At 72.9% G+C, this 21,426-nt stretch carries 20 protein-coding genes; 1 reads left to right on the plus strand and 19 read right to left on the minus strand.

Annotated elements, in window-relative coordinates:
- Positions 1-107 precede the first annotated feature (107 nt).
- The 18 genes from ABT057_RS32865 to ABT057_RS32950 all read right to left on the minus strand — a co-directional run bounded on the left by ABT057_RS32865 (position 108) and on the right by ABT057_RS32950 (position 19,834).
- A complete protein-coding gene (locus ABT057_RS32865; RefSeq protein ID WP_352347299.1) occupies positions 108-692 on the minus strand; it encodes an NADPH-dependent FMN reductase in 585 nt (194 codons plus the stop codon).
- Positions 693-840: 148 nt separating this feature from the next.
- A complete protein-coding gene (locus ABT057_RS32870) occupies positions 841-1,008 on the minus strand; it encodes a hypothetical protein (protein ID WP_352347325.1) in 168 nt (55 codons plus the stop codon).
- A gap of 42 nt (positions 1,009-1,050) precedes the next feature.
- Positions 1,051-2,694 carry a class I adenylate-forming enzyme family protein gene (locus tag ABT057_RS32875; RefSeq protein WP_352347300.1) on the minus strand — a complete coding sequence of 548 codons (1,644 nt, stop codon included), beginning with the start codon at positions 2,692-2,694 and terminating at the stop codon, positions 1,051-1,053.
- Positions 2,695-2,866: 172 nt separating this feature from the next.
- A complete protein-coding gene (locus ABT057_RS32880) occupies positions 2,867-3,514 on the minus strand; it encodes an NAD(P)H-dependent oxidoreductase (RefSeq protein WP_352347301.1) in 648 nt (215 codons plus the stop codon).
- A gap of 104 nt (positions 3,515-3,618) precedes the next feature.
- On the minus strand, positions 3,619-4,011 hold the full coding sequence (locus ABT057_RS32885; RefSeq protein ID WP_352347302.1) for a YybH family protein: 393 nt from the start codon (positions 4,009-4,011) through the stop codon (positions 3,619-3,621).
- Between the two features lie 32 nt (positions 4,012-4,043).
- On the minus strand, positions 4,044-4,661 hold the full coding sequence (locus ABT057_RS32890; protein ID WP_352347303.1) for an NAD(P)H-dependent oxidoreductase: 618 nt from the start codon (positions 4,659-4,661) through the stop codon (positions 4,044-4,046).
- The gene (locus ABT057_RS32895) at positions 4,658-5,962 is read right to left on the minus strand and encodes an MFS transporter (protein ID WP_352347304.1); all 1,305 of its coding nucleotides are present in this window, start codon (positions 5,960-5,962) and stop codon (positions 4,658-4,660) included. Before ABT057_RS32895 ends, ABT057_RS32890 begins: the two co-directional genes overlap by 4 nt.
- A 140-nt stretch (positions 5,963-6,102) precedes the next feature.
- Positions 6,103-7,587: an MFS transporter gene (locus tag ABT057_RS32900; protein ID WP_352347305.1), complete on the minus strand. Its 1,485-nt coding sequence runs from the start codon at positions 7,585-7,587 to the stop codon at positions 6,103-6,105.
- 76 nt (positions 7,588-7,663) lie between these two features.
- The gene (locus ABT057_RS32905; protein ID WP_352347306.1) at positions 7,664-8,149 is read right to left on the minus strand and encodes an RrF2 family transcriptional regulator; all 486 of its coding nucleotides are present in this window, start codon (positions 8,147-8,149) and stop codon (positions 7,664-7,666) included.
- An 80-nt stretch (positions 8,150-8,229) separates the two neighbouring features.
- On the minus strand, positions 8,230-9,798 hold the full coding sequence (locus tag ABT057_RS32910; RefSeq protein ID WP_352347307.1) for an FAD-dependent oxidoreductase: 1,569 nt from the start codon (positions 9,796-9,798) through the stop codon (positions 8,230-8,232).
- A 5-nt stretch (positions 9,799-9,803) separates the two neighbouring features.
- Complete coding sequence (locus ABT057_RS32915) at positions 9,804-10,610, minus strand: arylamine N-acetyltransferase family protein (protein WP_352347308.1); 807 nt, start codon at positions 10,608-10,610, stop codon at positions 9,804-9,806.
- A gap of 10 nt (positions 10,611-10,620) precedes the next feature.
- Entirely contained in the window at positions 10,621-11,676 is a 1,056-nt protein-coding gene (locus tag ABT057_RS32920) for a 3-oxoacyl-ACP synthase III family protein (RefSeq protein WP_352347309.1), read from the minus strand.
- Positions 11,677-11,839: 163 nt separating this feature from the next.
- Complete coding sequence (locus ABT057_RS32925) at positions 11,840-13,762, minus strand: anthranilate synthase family protein (protein WP_352347310.1); 1,923 nt, start codon at positions 13,760-13,762, stop codon at positions 11,840-11,842.
- Positions 13,759-14,382 carry an isochorismatase family protein gene (locus ABT057_RS32930; RefSeq protein WP_352347311.1) on the minus strand — a complete coding sequence of 208 codons (624 nt, stop codon included), beginning with the start codon at positions 14,380-14,382 and terminating at the stop codon, positions 13,759-13,761. The genes ABT057_RS32925 and ABT057_RS32930 overlap by 4 nt, the downstream gene beginning before the upstream one ends.
- Positions 14,383-14,540: 158 nt before the next feature.
- A complete protein-coding gene (locus ABT057_RS32935) occupies positions 14,541-15,335 on the minus strand; it encodes a 2,3-dihydro-2,3-dihydroxybenzoate dehydrogenase (protein ID WP_352347312.1) in 795 nt (264 codons plus the stop codon).
- A gap of 56 nt (positions 15,336-15,391) precedes the next feature.
- Positions 15,392-16,561, minus strand: coding sequence for a 3-deoxy-7-phosphoheptulonate synthase (locus ABT057_RS32940; protein WP_352347313.1), 1,170 nt, complete (start codon positions 16,559-16,561; stop codon positions 15,392-15,394).
- 137 nt (positions 16,562-16,698) lie between these two features.
- A complete protein-coding gene (locus ABT057_RS32945; RefSeq protein ID WP_352347314.1) occupies positions 16,699-18,339 on the minus strand; it encodes a carboxylesterase/lipase family protein in 1,641 nt (546 codons plus the stop codon).
- A 268-nt stretch (positions 18,340-18,607) separates the two neighbouring features.
- Positions 18,608-19,834: an IS701 family transposase gene (locus tag ABT057_RS32950; RefSeq protein ID WP_352347315.1), complete on the minus strand. Its 1,227-nt coding sequence runs from the start codon at positions 19,832-19,834 to the stop codon at positions 18,608-18,610.
- A 252-nt stretch (positions 19,835-20,086) separates the two neighbouring features.
- Here ABT057_RS32950 and ABT057_RS32955 point away from each other — a divergent pair, with 252 nt between their 5' ends.
- On the plus strand, positions 20,087-21,082 hold the full coding sequence (locus ABT057_RS32955) for an LLM class oxidoreductase (RefSeq protein WP_352347316.1): 996 nt from the start codon (positions 20,087-20,089) through the stop codon (positions 21,080-21,082).
- Positions 21,083-21,125: 43 nt separating this feature from the next.
- Here ABT057_RS32955 and ABT057_RS32960 read toward each other — a convergent pair whose 3' ends face one another.
- The gene (locus tag ABT057_RS32960; RefSeq protein ID WP_352347317.1) at positions 21,126-21,311 is read right to left on the minus strand and encodes a hypothetical protein; all 186 of its coding nucleotides are present in this window, start codon (positions 21,309-21,311) and stop codon (positions 21,126-21,128) included.
- Between the last annotated feature and the right edge of the window lie 115 nt (positions 21,312-21,426).

The following is a 21,426-nucleotide window of genomic DNA, read 5'->3' on the forward strand; positions in this document are numbered from 1 at the left end:
GGGTGGGGTGCGGCGCCGGGGCGGCCCGTGGGGATGCCGTGGCCCAGGGGTGGCGGGCGCGGCGTCGCTGCGGGGTTGTCCCGGGGGTACCTGGTCGGTACGGGTCCTCAGTTGTCGTAGGGACGGCGGGCCTTGGCCTCCTTCGTGGCCAGCGCCCACCAGCTCAGCTTGTCCCACAGGGTCTTGGCGGCGGCCTCCGCGTCGGCGGGCTCGGTCAGGTTGCCGTCGGCGTCGAACTGCGACCAGGGGCCGTGGAAGCTGACGGCGTCGCGGACCGGGACGGCGTGCAGCTCGGTGAAGATGTGCTTCAGCTGCTGGACGGCGCGCAGACCGCCGGCGAGGCCGCCGTAGCCGACGAAGCCGACCGGCTTGGCGTGCCACTCGTGCTGCGTCCAGTCCACGGCGGCCTTCAGGGACGCCGGGAAGCTGTGGTTGTACTCCGGCGTCACCACCACGAAGCCGTCGGCCTCGGCCAGCCGCGCCGAGAACGCGGCGAGCAGCTCGGCGACGTCGGGCTCCGGCTGGTCGCTCAGCCCGGTGGGCAGCGGGTAGTCCGCCAGGTCGATCAGATCGACCTCGATGTCGTCGCGCTGGTCGGCGGTGCCGACGAACCAGTTCGCGATGGTCGGGCCGAAGCGGCCCCTGCGTACGCTCGACAGGATCACAGCCACGCGGATGCGGTCACTCGACATGTCAGCCCTTTCACGGCGGTCTTCCTCGGCCTTCCACAAGGAAATCAAACCTGCATGCCGGTTTCCAAGTCGCATCGGAATCTTCGATACGACGACATGCCGCTGCCGGGTCCGCCAGGAGAGGCGGACCCGGCAGGAGGCGGGCGGGTCAGTCGACGCTCTGCAGGATGTGCGGCTCCGCGAGGTCCTCCTCGTAGCCGGCCAGACGGATCGGGGCGGATCTCGCCCAGACTTCCAGGAAGCCCGGGTCCGGGGGCACCGGGCCGTGCCCGGTGCCCCACACCGTCTCCTCGGCTGTCCGTTGATGCGCTGTCACCGGTGCTCTCCCTTCGCTCGGCCGGCCGCCGTGCCGGACCGTTCAGCCGGCGTGGGCCCCGGTCGGCTCCGCGGCCGTGTTCTCCGATTCCTCGTGCTCCGTCTCCTCGCCGGTCTCCCCCGGCGTGAGGGCCTCGGCCAGCTGCCGGGCCAGCTCCAGCCGCCGGATCTTCGCGGTGGCCGTGCGCGGCAGCTCGGACAGCCGGCGCCGAACCGGCGCGCCCAGGGCGGGCCAGTCGGCGACGGCGGCCTGCCAGCGCTCCATGTCGAGCGGCTCGTCCCCGCGGGTGCACACCACCGGCACCGGCCGCTTGTCGGGGCCGGGCACGACGACCAGTTCGGTCAGCTCGTCCAGCTTGTGCAGGACGGCGTCCTCGATCTCCAGCGTGGACTCGATGCCCGGGATGACGTCGACCTCCCGGTCGAGCAGGTGCAGGCAGCCCCACTTGGTGCGGTACCCGACGTCACCGCCGCGCCACCACTCGCCGACGACCTGCTTGTCGAAGCGCTCCTGCTCGCCGTAGTACGTCAGCGCGCGGCCCGCCGTGGCGACGTCGATGTAGCCCGGGGTCTCCCTGGACGGCTTGGCACCGCCCCGGGACACCAGCCGGTACTTCGTCATGCCGGGCGTCGGGTAGCCCTGACAGCGGCCGTCGGCCTTGAGGGCGTTGCGGCGCCGGTAGGTGCGCGCGGCCAGCGGGCCGCACTCGCTCTGGCCGTACACCTGGAGGAAGACGGGGGCACGGCGGTCCGAGGCGTGCAGGAACTTGTGCATCGTGCTCGGGTGGATCGCGTCGAAGGTGCTGTTGAAGTACTTGACGTTGGAGATCGGCCGGCGCGGGTCGTCCAGCATCGACTCCCACTCCAGGAAGGAGTTGGGGTGCGTCTCCAGGACGCCCGGGCGGTGACGGACCAGCATGTCGGCGACGTGCGCCGGGTCGCCGTCGTTCAGGAACACCATCGGCATGCCGCGCATCTGCAGCACGGCGAGGCCCAGGTACATCCGCGAGTGCACGTACGACACGTGCATGGCGGCCGTCTCCCGCTTGCGGATGAGGGAGACCACCTTGTCCTGCCAGTTGCCGCGGGCGCCCAGCGAACGCGCCGAGTGCACCACCAGCTTGGGGACTCCCGTGGTCCCGGAGGTGTGCGTCATCAGGGCGGGCTGGTCGGGGTCGAGCAGCACGGGGCGGCGCTCCGGCGCGCCCGCGAGGTCCACCAGGCTCACGGCGTCCGGGTGGGAGCCGGTCACGGTGACGACCCGCGCGGTCAGCGCGGTGAGCGGCAGCCCGGCCAGCGAACCGGTCAGCTTGGCCTCGTCGGTGAGCAGGGTGGGGCGCTCCAGCCGTTCGAGCAGCTTGCCGATGGTCTCGCCGTCCAGGTGCGGGGAGAGCATCGCCGGCACCGCGCCGATCCGGGCCGCGGCACAGGCCAGCACGGTGATGTCGAAGCTGGACGTCTTGTGCACGGCCACGTGTTCGCTGGGACGCACCCCCGCGGCCCAGAGCCGGTTCGCGGTCTCGGCCACATGGCCGGCGAACTCCGCCACCGTCAGCTTCCGGCCCGCCTCGGGGAAGGCGTCCATGTCGTGGTCGAGCGTGATCGGGGTGTCGCCGAACCTCTCGGCCGCACGCTCGGAGACGACCCCGAGGTAGAGGAACTTCTTGCTCTTCGGAACCTTGAACATCAGGACTCTTCCTCCGAGAACCGACACACGAAAAGGGGAATTACCCTTCATAAATTCCCACGCATTCCCGTCCGCAGAAAGGAAGGGCCGGTCAATACGTCATCTCACGGCGCGGAAAAACAAATCGGCCGGGTCGCGCGGCAGCGCGGCCCGGCCCTTTCACGGAAGAGGTTCAGCCGGTTTTCAGCCCCTGCTTGAGCGCCTCGGCCACCTGGAGGGTGCGGACGGTCTGGTAGCCGACGGCGGCGAGGTTGTCGTCGGTGACGTTCTGCGCGAGGTGGCCCGGGATCGCCTGCAGGCCCGAGGTGGCGCTGACGCCGTACGGGTTGCCGTTGCTCGGCGCGAGCAGGATGTCGTCGGTGACGCCGGGCGGCACGATGACGGCACCCCAGTGGTAGAAGACGTTGCTCAGGGACAGGAGCGTGGACTCCTGGCCGCCGTGCGGGGTGCCCGTCGAGGTGAACGCGGACATCGCCTTGTTCATCAGGCCGCGCCGCGCGTGCAGTTCGAAGGTCTGGTCGATGAAGTGCTTGAGCGGGCCGGCCAGCAGGCCGTAGCGGCCCGGCGTGCCCCAGACGACCGCGTCCGCCCAGTCGAGGTCGTCGATGGTCGCGACCTCGACCTCGAGGGCGGCGGCCCGGTGTTCGTCGCTGGCCGCGGTCCATTCCGTGTAATTGGGCGCGAGCGGTTCGTCCGTGATTTCCGCGGCCCGGCGCAGCCGCACCTGTGCACCGGCCTTCTCCGCCGCCTCAGCGGCGGCGACAGCCAGCTTGTGGATGTTTCCGGTGGCCGAGTAGTAAACGATGGCGACATTGGTCATGGCCGTACTGCTCCCTCGATCGGGTCGTGTGCTCACGCCGTTTCCGGCGGCTGGGTGCGTCTTCATCGTGGCGCGGCACGCGCCGGGCGGCCCAACGCGGAGGATTAGTCCGTCAGGTCGGCGGCCACCTCCACTCCCGGCGGGTTGTCGATGATGTAGCGCCACAGGCCGTCGGCGCCGCGGCGGGCGACGTCGGTGGCGGTGCCCTCGATGTGGACGTGCTCGCCGTCGGGCCTGGTGCCGTCGATGACGAAGTCGCCGATGAGCAGGGCGGTGTCGCCGTAGACGTACGTGTGGCGCAGGCTGATCCCGATCGGGACGCCGAGGGCGAGGAAGCTGCTGGTCGCGCGGCGGCGGTCGTCGCCGGTGACCACCACGCCGGGCGTCAGTACCCGCACGGCCTGCGGTTCGAAGAGCCGGTCGATGGCGCCCAGGTCCTTGGCGTTGAAGGCCTCGACGAACGTCGAGGGGAGCAGGGCGGGGTCGCTGACTGCCATGGTGTCTCCTCCTGTTCCTGTCGTCCGGCGGGTCAGCAGACGGCCGGGACGACGTCCGCGGCGGCCTTGAGGGCGGCGGCGACCTGGATGGTGCGCCGGGTCTGGTAGGCGACGGCGCCGACGTTCTCCTCGTGGATGAAGCCGGCGCGGCTGCCGGCCACGGTGCTGGCGCCGTACGGGTTGCCGTTGTTCTTCTCGTACAGCACCTTCTCGGCCGAGCCGGTGGCCACGATGACCGAACCCCAGTGGCAGATCGCGTTGTGCAGCGCGAGGATGGCCGTCACCTGGCCGCCGTGCTCGGCGGAGCCGGAGGCGAAGGCGGAGACGGCCTTGTTCAGGAGCCGGCCCTGGATCGACAGCGGCGAGGTCGTGTTGATGAACTGCATCAGCTGCGGGGCGGCCAGCCCGAAGTGGACGGGCGAGCCGAGCAGCACGGCGTCCGCCCAGTCCAGGTCGTCCAGGGTCGCCTCGGGTATGTCCGCCACGCTGGCGGCGTGCTCCGTGGAGCCGGGCCGCCCGGTGGCGGCGAGTTCGGGCACCCGGCGCAGCCGCACCTCGGCGCCCTCCGCGACCGCGGCGTCCGCGGCGGCCCGGGCGAGCTGGTGGGTGGAGCCGGTGGACGAGTAGTAGATGACGGCGACATTGGTCATGGTCGGGTGCTCCCTGGGCGTACGGGTGATGAGGACGGGGTGGTGGGGTGTGCGGCGCTGTCCGCATCGTGGGGCGCCGCGCCCGGATGCGGCAACGAAGGGCCGGGGAGTGCGTCAGGTCGACGACCGCCTTGTACGACACCGCCGACGGCGAGCGTCAGGGCAGCCGCCAGGAGCAGGGCGAGCGGGGTGAACCGGTCGAAGAGTGCGGCGAGTTGGGCGCCCGCACCGGCTCCCACGTTGAGGGTGAAGCCGTACAGGGCGATCGCGGTGGTCTGGGCGGCCGCTCCGGCGCGGGCGCCGACGGACTGGATGAGCGCGGGGCCGAGCGTGGCGAAGCCCGCCATGAACACGAACAGGGCGGCACCGAGCTGGACCGCGTCGTCCCGGGCCGCGGCGGCGGCCAGCATCGCGGCGACGGTCACCACGAGGGCCACGGCGGCGCGCCGGGGAGCCGGGAAGCGGGCGAGGGCGGGGGCGGCCAGGACGGCGCCGAGGAGCGCCGGCAGGGCGCTGGCGCGCAGGGCGAGCAGCGGTGCGCCGCCGCCCGCCACGGAGGCGGGCCCGTACAGCTGGACGCCGGTGTAGACGGCGGTCAGGCTGCCCGCACCGACCAGGATGACCAGGTACAGCGGAATCATCCGGGCGCCGAGGGCGGGCCCGAGACCGGACGGCCCGCCGGTGCCGGTGCCGTGTCGTTCTTCGGGCAGCAGCACCCGCCAGGAGACGGCGGCTCCGGCCAGCAGCGGCGGCACGGTCCCCCAGAACACCCAGTGCCAGCCCACCAGCGACGCCACGAGCTGCGCCTCGAGCTGGCCGATCAGGACGGTGGCCCCCATGCAGGCGGAGACCACGGTCAGGGCGAGGGAGACGCGGTGCGGGGCGATGCGGGCGTGCAGATAGGCGTACGACATGGGGATGAACGAGCCCGCGAACAGGCCCTGCACGGCGCGCAGGGCGACTCCGGCGCCCAGCGAGGCGGCCAGCGGCAGGAAGGCGGTGATCAGGGCCATGGCGAGCACGTTGACCACCATCACGTTGCGGCGCCCCCAGCGGGTGGACAGCGGCCCGCTGACGAGCGAGCCCACCGCGTGGGCGAAGGCGAACGCGGTGGTCGAGGCGGCGGCCGACCCGGTCGACACGCCCCAGGCGCCGGCGAGTTCGGGCATCAGCGGGATGGTGACGTACATCTGGCCGACCACGAGCACGCCCATGACGGAGACGGTCGCGGTGGTCGCGGCGAGCGGCGCGGTGCGCGGTGCGGCCGGGGACGACACCTCGGCAACCGGTGTTTTCGACATACACCGATCGTCCGAGGGGCCCGGACCGTCCGCAATCGGCGACCTGACTATGCGTCAAGTCCCTTTCGTGCGACGCCTGACATGCCGAACCCCCGCACCAGGCGGGGGAATGGACGGTGCGGAGGTCCGGCGTCGGGGGGTCAGACCTGGGCGGTCTGCGGCTCGTCGGCGGCGGCGGACGCGGCCCCGCCCTGGGCGACGGCCCGGTCCTTGACCGGCTTCTGCAGCCCGAGGGCGACCAGCGCGGTGAGCGCGATACCGGCCGCGGCGACGAACACCGCGGTGCGCAGTCCGTCGGTGGTGGCCGAGCGCAGCGCCTCGCCGTGGAGGCCGCCGAGGCCCGAGTTGGCGATGGCGACCAGGACCGCGAGGCCGACCGCGCCGCCGATCTGCTGCGTGGTGGAGGCCATGCCGGAGGCGATGCCCTGCTCCATCGGGTCCACGCCGACGGTGGCGGCGCCGAACATCAGCGTGTAGCCGGCGCCCTGGCCGAGCCCCATGACGATCATGCCGGGGATCAGCGAGACGTAGGAGCCGTCGGTCGCCAGGGTCAGGCCGACGACGACCGTGCCGACCAGCCCGACCAGCAGGCTGGCGATCATGATGGCGCGAAGGCCGAACCTGGTGGCCAGCCGGCCGGCCGTCTGGGCGCCGATGGAGATGGCGACCATCGGGACCAGGAAGGCCAGACCCGTCTCCAGCGCGCTGTAGCCGTGCACGCCCTGGAAGTAGACCGTGAGGAAGTAGAGCAGCGTGCCGAAGGTCGCCATGTAGAAGAAGGTGACCGCGGAGCCGGTGCTCAGGTTGCGGTTGCCGAACAGGCGCAGCGGCATCAGCGGGTCGGCGCTGCGCTTCTCGATGGCGAAGAAGGAGGCCAGCAGCACCGCGCCGAGCAGGAAGGCGCCGACCACCATGCCCGAGCCCCAGCCCGACTCCGGGCCCTGGACCACGGCGAAGACGACGGAGGTGGTGCCGACGGTGGCGGTCAGGGCGCCGCCCAGGTCGAAGGAGCGGCGGGTGCCGCCCGTCTCGTCACGGGCGATCAGCGGGAAGGCGAACAGGATCGCCAGGGCGGCCAGGGGCACGTTGACGAAGAACACGGACTCCCAGCCGAGCGCCTGGGTGAGGACGCCGCCCAGCAGCGAGCCGAGGATCATCCCGGAGCCGCCTGCCGTGCCCCACACGGCGAAGGCGCGGTTGCGCTCCTTGCCCTCGGCGAACTTGGTGGAGACCAGGGTCAGGGTGGCGGGGAAGAGGAACGCGCCGCCGATGCCCTGCACCGCGCGGGCCGCGACCAGCGTCCACGGGTCGGAGGCCAGGCCGCCGAGCAGCGAGGACACCCCGTACAGGGACAGGCCGAGGACGAAGATGCGGCGCGGCCCCCACAGGTCGCAGGCCCGGCCGCCGAGCAGCAGGAACCCGCCGAAGGCGACGGCGTACGCGCTGATCACCCACTGCAGGGTCTGGGCGGAGAATCCGAGCCCGTCACCGATCTCGGGAAGCGCGACATAGACGATGTTGTAGTCGATGGAGATGATCAGCTGGGCGAACGCCAGCAGCGCCAGGAGGAGTCCAGGGCGCCGGCGCGGTGCCTCGGTGGCGGCGCCTGTGGCCGGAGACGGCATGACTGTGCCTTTCACTACGGGGGGGGTCACTGGGGGAATCGGTACGAGGTACCGGGGTGCGGCTGTTGCGCTGTGCTCAGGCCTGGTCGAACCAGCGGCGTACCAGGTCCGGCACGGCGGGGTCGGCCCGCCGGACCTCGTCCGCCAGAGCGGCGATCGTGCGGTCCGCCAGCCTGTGCCGCCAGGCCAGCTCCGCGTGGGCGAAGGCCTGGGCGACGGTGCAGGTGGTGCGGTGGACGGCCGGACCGGCGAGGTCGCCGGCCGGGCCGTGGTGGCGGATGTCCGTGCACAGGAAGGCCCGTGCCGAGCCGTCTATGGCCGCCGCCACATCCATCAGGGAGATCTCCTCCGGTGCGCGGCCGAGACGGAATCCGCCGCGCGGGCCGGAGCGGGACGAGACGATGCCGGCTCGTCCCAGCGCGTTCAACTGCTTGTTCAGATAGGCCGTGGGCAGGTCGTGGAACTCGGCCAGCCGGACGGCCGGCACCGCCCTGTCGGGAAGGATCCAGGACAGGTTCATGCAGCAGTGCACTGCCCATTCCACGCCCTCTCTCAGCTTCATGTTCTGGACATTACGCATCCACGATGTCCGCTGACAGGGCTCGCCTCTTTTAATGTCAAGTCGCCCGGGTAGCACCCGTTCTAGCTGGTCAGAGCATGTTTCAGCTCGGCTGCCAGCCGGTCGAGATCGGCCTCGTGGCCGTGCGCGGCGATATGCCCGTCGGGCCGCACGAGCCAGTAGCCGGCGCTGCGGCAGCCGGTGGCGTGGGAGCTCTCGCGACGGCGCAGCACGACCGTGCGCACGGCTGCGCCGTACCGGCCCACGACATGCCCGGCCTCGGTGCGCCAGGCGTCCGACGGCGGCGCGAGCACCAGCGTCCAGGCCCGCGGGTCGATGTCCGGCCCGCTGACACCGTGCGCCAGCGCCTGCCGCCGCGGGAAGACGGCGCCGTCCCTGAGGCCGCCCGGTATCCGGCCCGTGAGCCGGCAGCCGGCGAGCCCCGAGGGCCGCTGGGTGTCGCGCACCGGCGGGTAGGCCAGGCGCCGTCCGGCCATCACCGGCGTGTAGAACCGCGACACGACACCGGTGCGGTCGAGGAACCGGAAGGCGGCGTCCCGCGCGAGCACCTTGGCCCGGCTGCCGGCCACCCAGGCCCGGGTCTGCAGGTCGGTGTCGCGCACGATCTGCCGGGTCGCCTCCGAGCGTTCGGTGCCGTAACTCGCGAGCAGCGAGGCGGGCGAGCGGCCCTGGATGACCGCGGCCAGCTTCCAGCCCAGGTTCTGGGCGTCCTGCAGGCCGTTGTTCATCCCCTGGCCGCCGGCCGGGCTGTGCACGTGCGCGGCGTCTCCGGCGAGGAAGACGCGTCCGGCGCTGAAGTCGGAGGCGTGCCGCGCGTGCACCCGGAACACGGCGTGCCACACCGCCTCGGTCAGGCGCACCCCGCGCGGCCCGCGCTCGTCGAGGAGTTCCTGCATCATCTCCAGGGAGACCTCGCGCCGGCCCTGTGGCATCACGGACAGGAAGCGGTGGACGCCGCCGGGCATCGGCACGATGATCAGGGCGCCGCTGGGCGCCTGGTAGAACAGGCATTCGTCCGGCGGGAGGTGGCCTTCGACCCGGGCGTCGATCAGCGCGAAGGCCATCTCGTACGTGCTGCCCTGGAAGCCGATGCCGAGCTGGCCGCGCACCGCGCTGCCGGCGCCGTCGGCGCCGACGACGAAGGGCGCCCGGATCCGGTCGACACCGCCGTCGGGCAGCTCCACGACGGCGGTGACGCCGTCGCTCGCGCCGATGCCGCCGGAGTGGTCCACGCCTTCCAGGGCCAGCAGCCGCACCCCGCGCTCCACCTTCCCGCCGAGCTCGGCGAACCGCTCGGCGAGCAGGCGCTCGGTGACGTGCTGCGGGAGCACCCGGCAGGCGGTGTCCTCGGTCAGGGCGAAGGAGGCGAGCGGTCTGCGTTCGGAGAAGTAGCTCAGCCGGTTCACCCGCACGGACTCGCGTACGACGCCGTCGGCCAGCCCCGCGTCCTCGAGGATGTCGAGGGCGCGCGGCCACACGGACAGCGCCTTGGGCGTGGTCGAGGGTGTCTCGGCGCGGTCGATGACGCGGACCCGTACGCCGCGGCGCATCAGCTCCACGGCGGTCAGCAGTCCGGTGGGGCCGGCGCCGACGACGAGCACGTCCATGTCGGGCGCGGTGTTCTCGGTCATGGCGCTCATTCCGTGCGCACCCCGGCGGTGATGCCCCCGGCGGGCTCCTTCGGCAGCCGGTCCAGGCTGATGCCGAAGTACTCCTTGTACGCCTCCAGCGCCTCGGCCTCGTCGGCGAGCGTGCGCTTGGAGCGCTCCTCGCCCGCGACCAGGCTGACCTGCTGGTTGGCCTTGAGGGTGACCAGGCCGTCCGTGGTGCGGATGGAGCAGAACAGGCCCTGCAGGAAGGAGGAGTCGGGAGAGGTGCGGTACCACCACAGGGTGGGCGCGAAGTCGGGGATGGTCACCGGGCGGTCGGCGACCCGGTACAGCGGCTTGCCGCCGAGGTACACATCGACGGCGCCGTCGCCCGCGTCGTGCAGCCGGTACTCGCCGTGCGGGTCGTGCTGCACCTCGCGGGAGGCCAGGTTGAGCGGGAAGCGGCTGTTGCGGCCGAAGCCGACGTCGACCAGCCAGTCCTCGCCGTCCGCCTTCACCCGCAGCGCCAGATGGCCGAGGAACGGGCCGAGCACACCGCCCGGGCGGTGCACCCAGCCCGGCAGGATGTCGACCTCGTAGCCGAGCGAGGTCAGCAGGAAGTACAGGGCGGGGTTGACCTCGTAGCAGCCGCCGCCGCGGTTGCCGTACACGATCTTCTCCAGGACGCGCTCGTCCATGAAGATGTCCGTGCCCTCCATGTGGTAGTCGAGGTTCTCGAAGGGCACCGACAGAAGGTGACGCTCCATCAGGTGCCGCAGTCCTTCGAGGTCCGCCCGCTCGGGCCGAGTGGCGCCGATGCGGCGCAGGTAGTCGTCCATGATGGTGTCCGACATCACCGTCTCCTTAGAGGTCGGGGGTGGTGGGTGAGGGGTGGTTGAGCTGCCAGCGCAGCAGCGACAGGCCCATCGCCATGCCGCCGCCGAAACCGGCCAGGAGTACGAGGTCGCCGTCGCCGATCCGCCCGGAGCGGGCCGCGTGGTCGAGGGTGACGGGGACGGATGCGGCTCCGGTGTTGCCGAAGTCCTCGTAGGTGTAGCGGGTGCGGCCGTCGGGGATGCCGAGGGTGCCCGAGAGGGCCTCCAGCATCCGGCCGTTGGCCTGGTGCGGCACGAAGTGGTCGAGGTCGCCGGCGCGGAAGCCGGACTCCTCGACGAAGGCGGTGATGGCCGGGGTGACCGTGGCGTTCACGAAGTCGCGGACACCGCGCCCGTTCATGGTGAAGTAGTGCCGGCCCTCGGCGAGGGTCTCGGCGCTCGCGGGCAGCCGGCTGCCCCCGGCCGGCACCTCGATCAGATCGCGTTCGGCACCGAACCCGGCCAGCCGTCCGGCCAGCAGTCCGCGTCCGGGCCGGGCCGGCCCGAGCACCACCGCGCCGGCGCCGTCGCCGAAGAGGATCGCGGTACGCCGGTCGGCGGGGTCGAGGATGCGGGAGTAGATGTCCGCGCCGATGACCAGCGCGTACGGTGAGTCGGAGCCCGCGAGGACGTGCTGGGCGGCGTTCAGCGCGAACACGAAGCCGCTGCAGACGGCGTTGACGTCGAAGGCGGCGGTGCCGTGGCCCGCGCCGAGGCCGTCGGCGACCACGCTCGCGGTGGCCGGCTGGGGCTGGTCGGGCGTGGAGGTGGCGACGACGATCAGCGCGAGGTCCGCGGCGCCGATGCCGGCGGCCTCCATCGCGGCGCGGCCGGCGGCGACGGCCAGGTCCGAGGTGGCCTCGTCCGGTTTGGCCCGGCGCCTGCTGCGTATCCCGGTCTTGCGGACGATCCATTCGTCGGTGACCCCGGCGGCGGCTGCCACCTCGTCGTTGCCGACCACATGGGAGGGCAGACAGGAGCCGGTGCCCAGGATGGCGATGCCGGTGTTCGGCCGGCCGCTCCGGGCCGTACCCGTGGTGATCATTGTGTGACCCTTCCGTCGGAGTTCGGGCCTCCCCGCGCAGCCCGATGCTCCCGAGAACGCTCGGCCGCGGACAAAGCCCGGACGGCGAAGCCGTCAGGTCGCCGGGGAGTACGTCAGCTGGGGCGGCCGGCCCGGCACCGGGTGCCGGGCCGGCCGCGGGGTGTCACGCGGCGGGCGCCACGGGGAGGCCGTCCAGCAGACCTCGCACCAGGTCGCCGATGATGGCCACGCCGTTCTGGGTGAGCACCGACTCGGGGTGGAACTGCATCGAGGCGAAGAACTCGCCGCGCAGCGCGTGCACCTCCTGGCTCTCCGGGTCGCGGGCGATCTCGACCACGCCGGTGCCGCCCGCCTCCGTCTTGTCCTCGGCGCTCACGGCGGCGAACGTGTTGTAGAAACCGACGCGTTCGCGCCGCCCGAAGAGATCCACGTCCACCTGCACGCCCTGGTTGGGGACGGTCCGGCGGCGCAGGTCCAGGCCGAGCCGGCGGCTGAGCACCTGATGGCTGAGGCAGATCGCGAGGAACGGCCGGCGATCGGCCAGCAGCCTTTCGGTCGCGGCGTCCAGGTGGGCGATCTTGTGGTGGGACAGATCGCGCGGATCACCGGGCCCCGGCCCCATCACGACCAGGTCGTGACCCTCGAGATCGTACGGCTCGTCGAACCGGCGGACCGTCACCTCAAGCCCCAGGGAGCGCAGTTGGTGCCCGATCATCGAGGTGAAGGTGTCCTCGGCGTCCACCACGAGCGCCCGGCGGCCCGGCGGCAGCGCCGTCTGCCCGGCGGGCGGTGTGCCCTGGGCGAGCCAGAAGCCGGCGATGGTCTCGTTGCGCCGCTCCAGCGCCCGCCGCACCTGCGGGTGGGCCGCGAACCGGCCCTTGTCCTCGCCCTCCAGCGCGGCGAGCAGCCCGGCCGCCTTGGCGCGGGTCTCGGCCACCTCGGACAGCGGGTCGGAGTGGCGCACCAGGGTGGCCCCGACGCCGATGCGCAGCGTGCCGGCCGCGTCGATGTCGGCGGTACGGATGCAGATCGCCGAGTCGAGGGCGGAGCGGCCCTCGGCGTCCCGGCCCATCAGGGCGACGACCCCGCTGTAGTAGCCGCGCCCCTCCCGCTCGTACCGGCCGATGACCCGGCAGGCGCTCTCCAGCGGCGAACCGGTCACGGTCGGCGCGAACAGCGTCTCCCGCAGCACCTCGCGCGGATCGCGGTCGGTGCGCCCCTCGATGAAGTACTCGGTGTGCGCGAGGCGGGCCATCTCCTTCAGGAAGGGTCCCGTGACCCGCCCGCCCCCCGGGCAGATCCGGGCCATCATCTTCAGTTCCTCGTCGACGACCATGTACAGCTCGTCGGCCTCCTTGCGGTCGGCGAGGAAGTCCATCACCTCCGGCAGGGTGGGCCCGGAGGCCGGATAGCGGTACGTCCCCGAGATCGGGTTCATCACCGCGGTCCCGCCGTGCACGCTGATGTGCCGTTCGGGTGTGGCCCCGACCAGGGTGCGCTCACCCGTGTGCACGACGAACGTCCAGTACGCGCCCTTCTCCCGCTCCAGCAGCCGCTTGAAGAAGGTCAGGGCGCTGCGGGGGGTGTAGTCGGAGATGTCGGCGGTGAAGGTGCGCTTGATGACGAAGTTCGCGCCCTCGCCGGTGCCGATCTCGTCGGCGATGATCCGGCGGACGGTCTGCGCGTATTCGTCGTCGTCGACGTCGAAGCGGCCCGCGGCCGTCCGGATGGGCTCGTCCGGCAGCAGTTGCAGTGCGGCGGCCAGCGGGACCGTCTCCTGCCGGGTGACGCTCAGCGCCACCAGCGGGGTGCCGTCGTCGTGCCCGGCGAAGCCGCGCTCGGATATCTGCCGGTACGGGACGAGGGCGAGGACGTCGTGCCGGGGGCCGCCGGTGCCCGCGGTGGGCGCCGGCAGCGGTATGCCGGCCAGTGTCCGGTGCTCGCTCACCTCGCCCACCAGGACGTCCAGTACACCGGTGCCGGTCGCCTCGGGGCGGTACAGCAGGGCGAACGGCGGCGGCGTGGGGCCGAGGATCTCGTCGAGCGGACCGCCCTGGTAGGGGTGGCCGGCGCGGGTGCCGGTCATGCGAGGACCTCCTTGGCGGTGGTGACGACCGCGCAGCGCGCGGCGGCGTACTCGACGGCCATCCGGTGGTGGCTCTCGTCGAAGTCGGCGACGGCGTCGGCGACCAGGAACGTCTCGATGTCGTGGCTGAACGCCTCGACCGCGGTGACCAGCACGCCGACGTGGGCGTAGACCCCGCAGACGATGAGCTGGTCGCGCCGGTGGAACCGCATCAGGGTGAGCAGGTCGGTCTGGTGGAAGGCGCTGTAACGCCACTTGGTGAGCAGCCAGTCCCCGTCGCGGGGGGCGAGCGCGTCGACCACCTCGCGGTCGGCGGGCGCGGGCCGCATGCCCGGCCCCCAGAAGTCCTTGAGCAGCCCGCGCTGGTCTTCGCTCATCCCGCCGGGCTGGGCGGTGTAGGCGACGGGCACCCCGAGCTGGGCACACCGCTCCCGCAACTGTGCCGCGTTCTCGATGAGTTGGCCGCGCAGCGGATCGGGGAACGGCTCGAGGAAGTAACGCTGCATGTCGTGCACGAGCAGAACCGCACGCTTCGGGTCGGGAATCCACGGCGCGGTGTTGGCGGGCAGTTCGGACGGGGTGGGCAAGGGGTACGACGCGATGGGCGGAATTCCGGCCATGACGAACTCGGTTTCCTTTCCTGCGGTTTGGGATGACGGGGCGCCGAGCGGGTTCGACGAGGTCCGCCGCGGCACAGCGCCCCGCGAGGGGCTCGGGGAACTGCGCGGCCGGCCACGGGCGGCCCGCGGCTTTCGAACCGGCCTGGCCGGCGGAGCGCTCAGGCGCCCAACGCGGCGCCACCGTCGACGGTCAAGGTGTGCAGGGTGATGTGCGACGCCTGATCGGACAGCAGGAAGGCGACGGCACGAGCCACGTCCTTCGGCTGGGCGAGCTTTCCCAGCGGGATGCCGACCCGGAAGGCGTCGAGGTTCCCGGCGAGCGTGGCCCGCGGCCCGGAGTCGTCGTGCCACATGGAACTGAGCATCGGCGTGTCCGTGGACCCCGGCGCCACGATGTTGCACCGGATCCCGTGCCGTGCCACCTCCAACCCGAGGCTCTTGGTGAACATCTCCGCGGCGGCCTTGGACGCGGCGTACGCGGCCATCCCGCTGCGGGGCGTGGCCGCCGCGTTGGAGGCGACGGTCACGACTGCTCCCCGCCCGCGCGGCACCATACGGCTCACCACCGCGCGCGACAGATGGAAGACCCCGGTGGTGTTGACGGCGAACGTGCTGGCCCAGTCGTCGTCGCTGAACGTGCTGACCTCGCCGAGCCGCAGCACACCGGCCGCGTTGACGAGGTAGTCGACGGGGCCGAGGCGCTTCTCGATCTCGGCGACGACGGCCTCCACCGCCGCGGCGTCGGTCACGTCGGCCGGGAACGGCGCCACCGGCAGCGCGTCCGCGCCCAGTTTTCCGATGACCTCGCCGAGTTGCTCGGCGTCCCGGTCGACGGCGGCCACGGCGACGCCCCGTTCACCCAGGACCCGGGCGACGGCCTCGCCGATGCCACCGGCGGCGCCGGTCACCAGGGCCAGCCTGCTCTCGCTCTCGTTTGCGCTTTCGCTGTGCATGTCGTGCGTTCTCCTTCGCATGCCGTGCGCGGGGGGACGGTCGGACACGGGGCGGTTCACGCCGGCCAGGCCGAGACCACGGAGACGGCCTGGCCGGCGTTGAGCCGCGGATCGCAGAAGCTCTCGTAGGCGTCGCCCACCCGGTCGGCCATGCTCGCGTCGGACACGCACTCCAGGACGGCGTCGGGCGTCGTCTCCAGGTGCAGTCCGCCCGCGATGCCGCCGTGGTGGACGACCGCGTGGTGGAAGGCGGCGACCTCGCGCTCGGCCGCCTCCACGTAACGGGTCTTGAATCCGCCGGGGGTGGTGACGGTGTTGGCGTGCAGCGGGTCGGTGAGCCAGATCGCCGGGTACCCGGCCGCACGCACCGCCTCGACGAGCGGCGGCAGCGCGTCGGCGACCTTGTCGGCGCCCATGCGTGCGATCAGGGTGAGCCGCCCCGGCTCGCGCCGCGGGTCCAGTCGCCGGCACAGCTCCAGCAGGTCCCCGACGCTGGTGGTCGGGCCGACCTTGCAGGCCACCGGGTTGGTCACGCCGGCCAGCAGGGCGACGTGGGCGCCCTCGGGCTGCCGGGTGCGCTCCCCGATCCACGGCCAGTGGGTGGAGGACAGCAGCATGCCGTCGTCCTCCGGCCGCAGCAGCGGGACCTCGTAGTCGAGCAGCAGCGCCTCGTGGCTGGTCCACACCTCGGGGTCGATGCGGTCGGACGGGGCGGGCAGGCGCCAGCCGAGGTGGTGCATGATCTCGTCGGCCGCCATGTAGCCGGTCAGCAGGCGCAGCGGGTCGGGGCGCCGGCCCTCCGGGGTGGGGTCGGGGCCGTTGACCAGGTGGCCGCGGTAGACGGGCAGTTCGAGGCCGCCGACCAGTTCGGTGGGCCGGGAGCGCGGCTTGGTGAACTGTCCGGCGATGCGGCCCACGCGGATCACGGGCTTGCCGCTGATGAGCCGGAGCGCCCCGGCGAGCAGGTCGAGCACGGCCGCCTTGCGGGTGACGTGCCCGGCGGTGCACTCGTCGGGGTTCTCGGCGCAGTCCCCGGCCTGGACGACCAGGGCCTCGCCGGCGGCCACCCGGGCGAGCCGCCGGCGCAGGGTGCGTACGTCGTCGGCGCTCACCAGAGGAGGTCGGCTCGCCAGGTCCGAGCGGACCCGGCCCACCTGGGCCAGGTCGTCCCACTGCGGCTGTTGTGGGGTGATCTTCGGTTCGATGTCGAGCAAGGAATCGTCCACGGTTGTCTCCAGACACGGACGGCGGGCAGCGCGGCGCACGCCACGGCTGCGGATACGGGTGCGGGTGCGGGTGCGGATAGGGCGGACAGGGGGACAGGGCGGATACGGGTGCGGGAGAAGGTCGGAGAGGGTGCGGGTCAGTGGGGGCGGGGCTCCCAGCCCACCGCGTCCCAGAAGCCGAGCTGGGCGAGCTTGGCCGGGTGGGCGACCTCCACGACCCCGGGCCCGCCGAGGACGAGCGTGCTCGGGGCGTCCGGCGTGAACGGCGGCCAGTCCGGCGTGTTCGGGGTGCGCGGGACGGACGTACGGGCGAAGGCGGCCACGGCGTCGATGAACACGTCGGACAACAGCCGCTCCACGGGGCCGTCGCCGAGGACCTGGGCGAACTGCGGCAGCCGGTGCGTGCCGAACAGGAACGGCGAGGTGGCCTCGTGCGGGGTGCCGAAGTGCGGCGGGCGGGCCTCGTGGGCGAACTCCATCGCGTACAGGGGGGAGTCGCCGTGCCGGGCGTGGCGCTCGGCGAACCGGACGATCTGGTGCCGGAAGTACGCGTCGCCCCAGATCTCGGTCCACAGGGTGAGCGGGTCGCGGGGCAGGCCGGCGTCCACGGCGGCGGCCCGGTAGGCGGCGACGCAGGTCTCCGTCAGGCGGTCGTCCGCGCCCGGCTCGCCCAGCAGCAGCACCTCGCGCACGGCCCGGCGCAGCTCGGCCTCCCCGCGCGGGGCGGGGGCGGGCTGCGGGGAGGCCGGGCCGGTGTAGAACGAGCCCTCGGTGCGGGTGTGGACGGACAGCACGGGCACATCGGGGCCGGGCAGCCGGTGGTCGTGGGCGGGCATGGTGCGCCCGTCGACCACCGGGCCGCGGTACCAGCGCCCGCTGGCGACGATCCGCTCCTCGGGGCGCGGGGCGAAGAGCTCCTCCCAGGCCCCGGCGAGCGCGGCGGCCGGCACCTCGCGCAGACCGGCGACGGTGGTGCCCAGCCGGCCCGCGACGGCCTCGTACGCGGTACGGGCGTCCTCGGGCGTCAGGGCGGTCGCGGGCGGGGTGGCATGGCTGGGGCTGATGGACACGACGCGCCGGATCAGCCCGCGCAGCTCGGGCCGCAGCGCCAGCTGCCAGGCGGTGGCGCCGCCCGCGGAGGTGCCGCACACGGTGATGTTGCCCGGGTCCCCGCCGAAGGCGGCGGCGTTGGCGTGCGCCCAGCGCAGCAGGGCCTCCTGGTCCTGCAGACCCCAGTTGGCGAAGTGGCCGGTGTCCGGGTCGGTGAGTTCCTCGTGCAGGCCGAAGCCGAGGACGCCGAGCCGGTAGTTGAAGGTGACGACGACGAGGTCGCCGCGCTCGGCGAGCCGGGCCCCGTCGTACGCGGGCATGCTGCCGGCGCCCGCCTGCCAGCCGCCGCCGTGGATGTAGACCAGGACCGGCCGGCTGCCGCCGGGGTCGGGTGTCCAGACGTTGGCGTACAGCGAGTCCTCGCTGCTGGGCGGCACGGGCCGGTTGGGGATGACGCTCTGGAGGGAGACGTCGGTGAAGCGCACGGCCTCGCGCACCCCGTGCCAGGACTCGGGCGGCCTCGGGGAGGCGAAGCGCAGGGCGCCCAGCGGCGGCCGTGCGTAGGGGACACCGCGGAAGACGGCGCCGCGGCCGACTCGTTCGCCCGCGATCAGCCCGGCCGAGGTGCGCACCACCACTCGGGGCTCGGCGGCGCGGGGACGGGGCGGGGCCGCGACGGCGGGGGACACGCCCCGCCGCTCGGCTTCGGCCTGCGGCTGGCTGGCCATGGTGAACTCCTCGGACACGGGAACGGCTTGGTGCGCCGATCGTGTGCCGCCGGCTCGGGGGTCGCCAAAGAGCGCCCCGGCAATCCGTCAGCTGCCCCACGGAGTCCGTCAGCTCCTCGACCAGGTGGTCCGCGGAGCTGACTCAAACGGGCGCGGACCGGCCGGGAGGGCCGCTGCCGCGCCGTACACTGCGCCGTGCCCGACGCCCGATGTGCCGTTCCCGGCGGGTGGGCGGGGGCCGGATTCCGGCCCCCGCCCACCCGCCGGGTCACGCTGTCGCCCGGCTCACCTCCGTCACCGGTTCGGCCGTGCCGGAGAGGACGGCGACCGCGTGCGCGACCGAGGCGAGGGTGGCGTGGCGGTGCCAGCCGCTGAAGGAGCGGCCGGAGTAGTCGCGGATGCCGACCCGTTCGGCGATCTCGCTGAAGTCCCGGTCGACCCGCCGGGTCAGCCGGCTCAGCCGCAGCAGCTGCGCCGGATGCAGGTCGGTGATGTCGGTCAGCCACAGCTCTCCGGGCCAGCGCCCGCCGTTCTCGCCGACACCGAGCAGCACCAGGTCACGGCCCCCGGCCGGACGCCGCGCACCGCGCCGGGGCAGCCGCACCCGGACGGCGGCGGTCAGCCCCGCGTGCACGGCCCGGCCGCCCGGCGCCGGGCCGCGCTGGATGACCGGCTGACGCAACGGCCTTACCGCCATCATCAGCTGATGGGCCGTCATCTCGTTGTCGGCGACGGTCCGCGGCAGTCCCGGGTCGACCGGGGTCACCTGCATGTTGGCGCTGACCCGCAGCAGCATCGGCGCGCCCGCGCTCTGCAGCCGGCGCACCAGACCCGGCACCTCGGACTCGCGCGCGTCCATCACGGCCGGGCGCACGGGCAGCCCCCAGTCCCGGACGATGGAGAGATACGCCTCCACACAGCACTGGTCCATGGTCTCGGCCGACATGTGCTCCGGGATCGACGCCTGCCGCCGCCTGGTCGCGTCCTTCAGCCAGGTCTCGGGCAGGTGCAGCCGCCAGTTGACGGGCGTGCTGTGCTCCTCGGACACCGCCCAGACCCCCACCGCCTGCTGGGCGTTGAGCATCTGCCCGCGGCTGGGGTCGAAGCGGCGTTCCACTCCGACCGAGCTGTCGCCGGCCTTGGGGATCACCATGGGCCCCAGCACATAGGCGCGGGCCGGGGAGATCTCCTCCAGGTGGCGGGCGAGGGCCCGGCGGACCGGGCTCCAGTCCCAGGTGGAGCCGCTGATGAAGTGGTGCAGGCTCTGTTCGGCCGCCTCCCCGCCGAACAGTGAGGAGATGTTCCGTATCGACTTGCGGCCCTCGACGCCGAGCAGACCCAGGACGTACTCCATCCCCCGGCGCCGCTGGTCGCTGCGCGGGAGGGACTCGAAGAGCACCTGGCCCAACTCCCCCAGCACACTCTCATGCGACGTCTCCTGCACCCGGCGGAACGACTCCCCCGGTGTGGTGCGCGTGTGCAGCCTGGTCTGCATTCCATCCCACCTCGCCACTCGGTCCCGGCTCTCTGCCAAGGAGCCTCGGACCAGGCGTCCAAGGAGCCGCCAAGGCACGGGAAACGTGCAGGTCGGTGCGCGGACCGGTCAGGATCCGTGCGCGGGCTCGGCACCCGGCGGGCCGGGCGGTGCACAGGATGGCGGGCGGAGATGGTGTCGGTGCGTTCGCTCACCGCGGCGGGACCTGTCACGGCCGGCCGCGGTGAGCGAGCTCTTCTTCTCGGAGGTCCCGTGTCCCGCTTCGACTCCCGGTTCGCCGAGCGCCCCGGATTCGCGCGCATGTTCCGTCCCGACGCCCTGACGCTGGGCGTGTTCTTCCCGCTGGAGTCGTACGACGGCCCGGTGGCCCGGATGGACGTCGTGGAGCAGACCGAGCGCGCCGTGCAGGCCGAACGCGCGGGCTTCGCGGCCCTGTGGGTGCGGGACATCCCGCTGCTGGACCCGGCGTTCGGCGACGCGGGGCAGATGTACGACCCCTGGGTGTGGCTGGCCCACACGGCGGCCCGCACCTCGCGCGTGGCCCTGGCCACCGGCTCCACCGTGCTGCCGCTGCGCAACCCCATCGACACCGCGAAGTCCGCCGCCTCGCTGGACCGGCTCAGCGGGCGGCGGCTGGTGCTGGGCGCGGCGACCGGGGACCGGGGCGTGGAGTTCCCGGCGTACGGCCTGGACCGCGACGACAGCGGGGAGTTGTTCCGTACCGCGGTCTCCACGCTGCGGCGCCTGTGGGCGGAGGACTTCCCCGCCGTCGACTCGCGTCACGGCGCCCTGCGTGACGCGGGTGTGCTGCCGAAGCCGGACGGCGGCGCCGTCCCGGTGCTGGTGACCGGGCACAGCCGGCAGAGCGTGCCGTGGATCGCCGAGCACGCCGACGGCTGGCTCATGTACCCGCGCCCGCTGATCCAGCAGCGCCGCACGACCGCCCTGTGGCAGAAGGCGGTGCACGAGGCGGGTGAGCCGAGGAAGCCCTTCGCCCAGTCGCTCTACCTCGACCTCGTGGAGCGCCCCGACGCCCGGCCCAGCGCCATCCATCTCGGCTACCGGACCGGCCGTCGTTATCTGCGCACCCACCTGGAGGGCCTGCGGGAGGCCGGCGTGCACCATGTCGTACTGAACCTCAAGTACGGTCGCAGGCCGGCCGCCGAGGTCCTGCAGGAGCTGGCCGAGCACGTCCTGCCGCACTTCCCCGCGCACGAGGCGGCCACGCCTGCGGCCTCGGCCGCCTGAGGCGCGGGGAGTCGACCGTACGCACGTCAGCCGGAGGGAGCCGTCAAGCGGCCTCCTCCGGCTGACGTGCGCCGCACCGGCCGCAGACGGCCGCGTGCCGTTCGTGCTCCTCGCCGGTACGCCGCCGTCCGGGACGCACGGCCCCGCACGGCGGTTCGAGGTCGATCTCCACTCCCGCGGGCACCATCAGCCAGCGGGCCGGTACTCTCGCGTACTCCTCGTGCCGCACGCCGCCTCCTCGGTCGGAGCCATGCCGTACCGGCGGACCCGGTCGGACCGACCGACAGCATCGGCCCGGCCGGCCCAGCCGGGGTGAAGGCACGGTCAACGGCCGTGGTCGGCCG

The organism is Streptomyces sp. NPDC002588, from assembly GCF_040295925.1.
GTDB lineage: Bacteria > Actinomycetota > Actinomycetes > Streptomycetales > Streptomycetaceae > Streptomyces.

What these genes read in the sequence shown, in the direction of transcription:
- ABT057_RS32885 (WP_352347302.1), bottom strand. Translation starts at nt 4,011, where the DNA reads ATGGCAGTCAGCGACCCCGCCCTGCTCCCCTCGACGTTCGTCGAGGCC.
- ABT057_RS32895 (WP_352347304.1), bottom strand. Translation starts at nt 5,962, where the DNA reads ATGTCGAAAACACCGGTTGCCGAGGTGTCGTCCCCGGCCGCACCGCGC.
- ABT057_RS32910 (WP_352347307.1), bottom strand. Translation starts at nt 9,798, where the DNA reads ATGACCGAGAACACCGCGCCCGACATGGACGTGCTCGTCGTCGGCGCC.
- ABT057_RS32905 (WP_352347306.1), bottom strand. Translation starts at nt 8,149, where the DNA reads ATGAAGCTGAGAGAGGGCGTGGAATGGGCAGTGCACTGCTGCATGAAC.
- ABT057_RS32925 (WP_352347310.1), bottom strand. Translation starts at nt 13,762, where the DNA reads ATGACCGGCACCCGCGCCGGCCACCCCTACCAGGGCGGTCCGCTCGAC.
- ABT057_RS32935 (WP_352347312.1), bottom strand. Translation starts at nt 15,335, where the DNA reads ATGCACAGCGAAAGCGCAAACGAGAGCGAGAGCAGGCTGGCCCTGGTG.
- ABT057_RS32930 (WP_352347311.1), bottom strand. Translation starts at nt 14,382, where the DNA reads ATGGCCGGAATTCCGCCCATCGCGTCGTACCCCTTGCCCACCCCGTCC.
- ABT057_RS32875 (WP_352347300.1), bottom strand. Translation starts at nt 2,694, where the DNA reads ATGTTCAAGGTTCCGAAGAGCAAGAAGTTCCTCTACCTCGGGGTCGTC.
- ABT057_RS32880 (WP_352347301.1), bottom strand. Translation starts at nt 3,514, where the DNA reads ATGACCAATGTCGCCATCGTTTACTACTCGGCCACCGGAAACATCCAC.
- ABT057_RS32950 (WP_352347315.1), bottom strand. Translation starts at nt 19,834, where the DNA reads ATGCAGACCAGGCTGCACACGCGCACCACACCGGGGGAGTCGTTCCGC.
- ABT057_RS32915 (WP_352347308.1), bottom strand. Translation starts at nt 10,610, where the DNA reads ATGTCGGACACCATCATGGACGACTACCTGCGCCGCATCGGCGCCACT.
- ABT057_RS32890 (WP_352347303.1), bottom strand. Translation starts at nt 4,661, where the DNA reads ATGACCAATGTCGCCGTCATCTACTACTCGTCCACCGGCTCCACCCAC.
- ABT057_RS32945 (WP_352347314.1), bottom strand. Translation starts at nt 18,339, where the DNA reads ATGGCCAGCCAGCCGCAGGCCGAAGCCGAGCGGCGGGGCGTGTCCCCC.
- ABT057_RS32865 (WP_352347299.1), bottom strand. Translation starts at nt 692, where the DNA reads ATGTCGAGTGACCGCATCCGCGTGGCTGTGATCCTGTCGAGCGTACGC.
- ABT057_RS32900 (WP_352347305.1), bottom strand. Translation starts at nt 7,587, where the DNA reads ATGCCGTCTCCGGCCACAGGCGCCGCCACCGAGGCACCGCGCCGGCGC.
- ABT057_RS32920 (WP_352347309.1), bottom strand. Translation starts at nt 11,676, where the DNA reads ATGATCACCACGGGTACGGCCCGGAGCGGCCGGCCGAACACCGGCATC.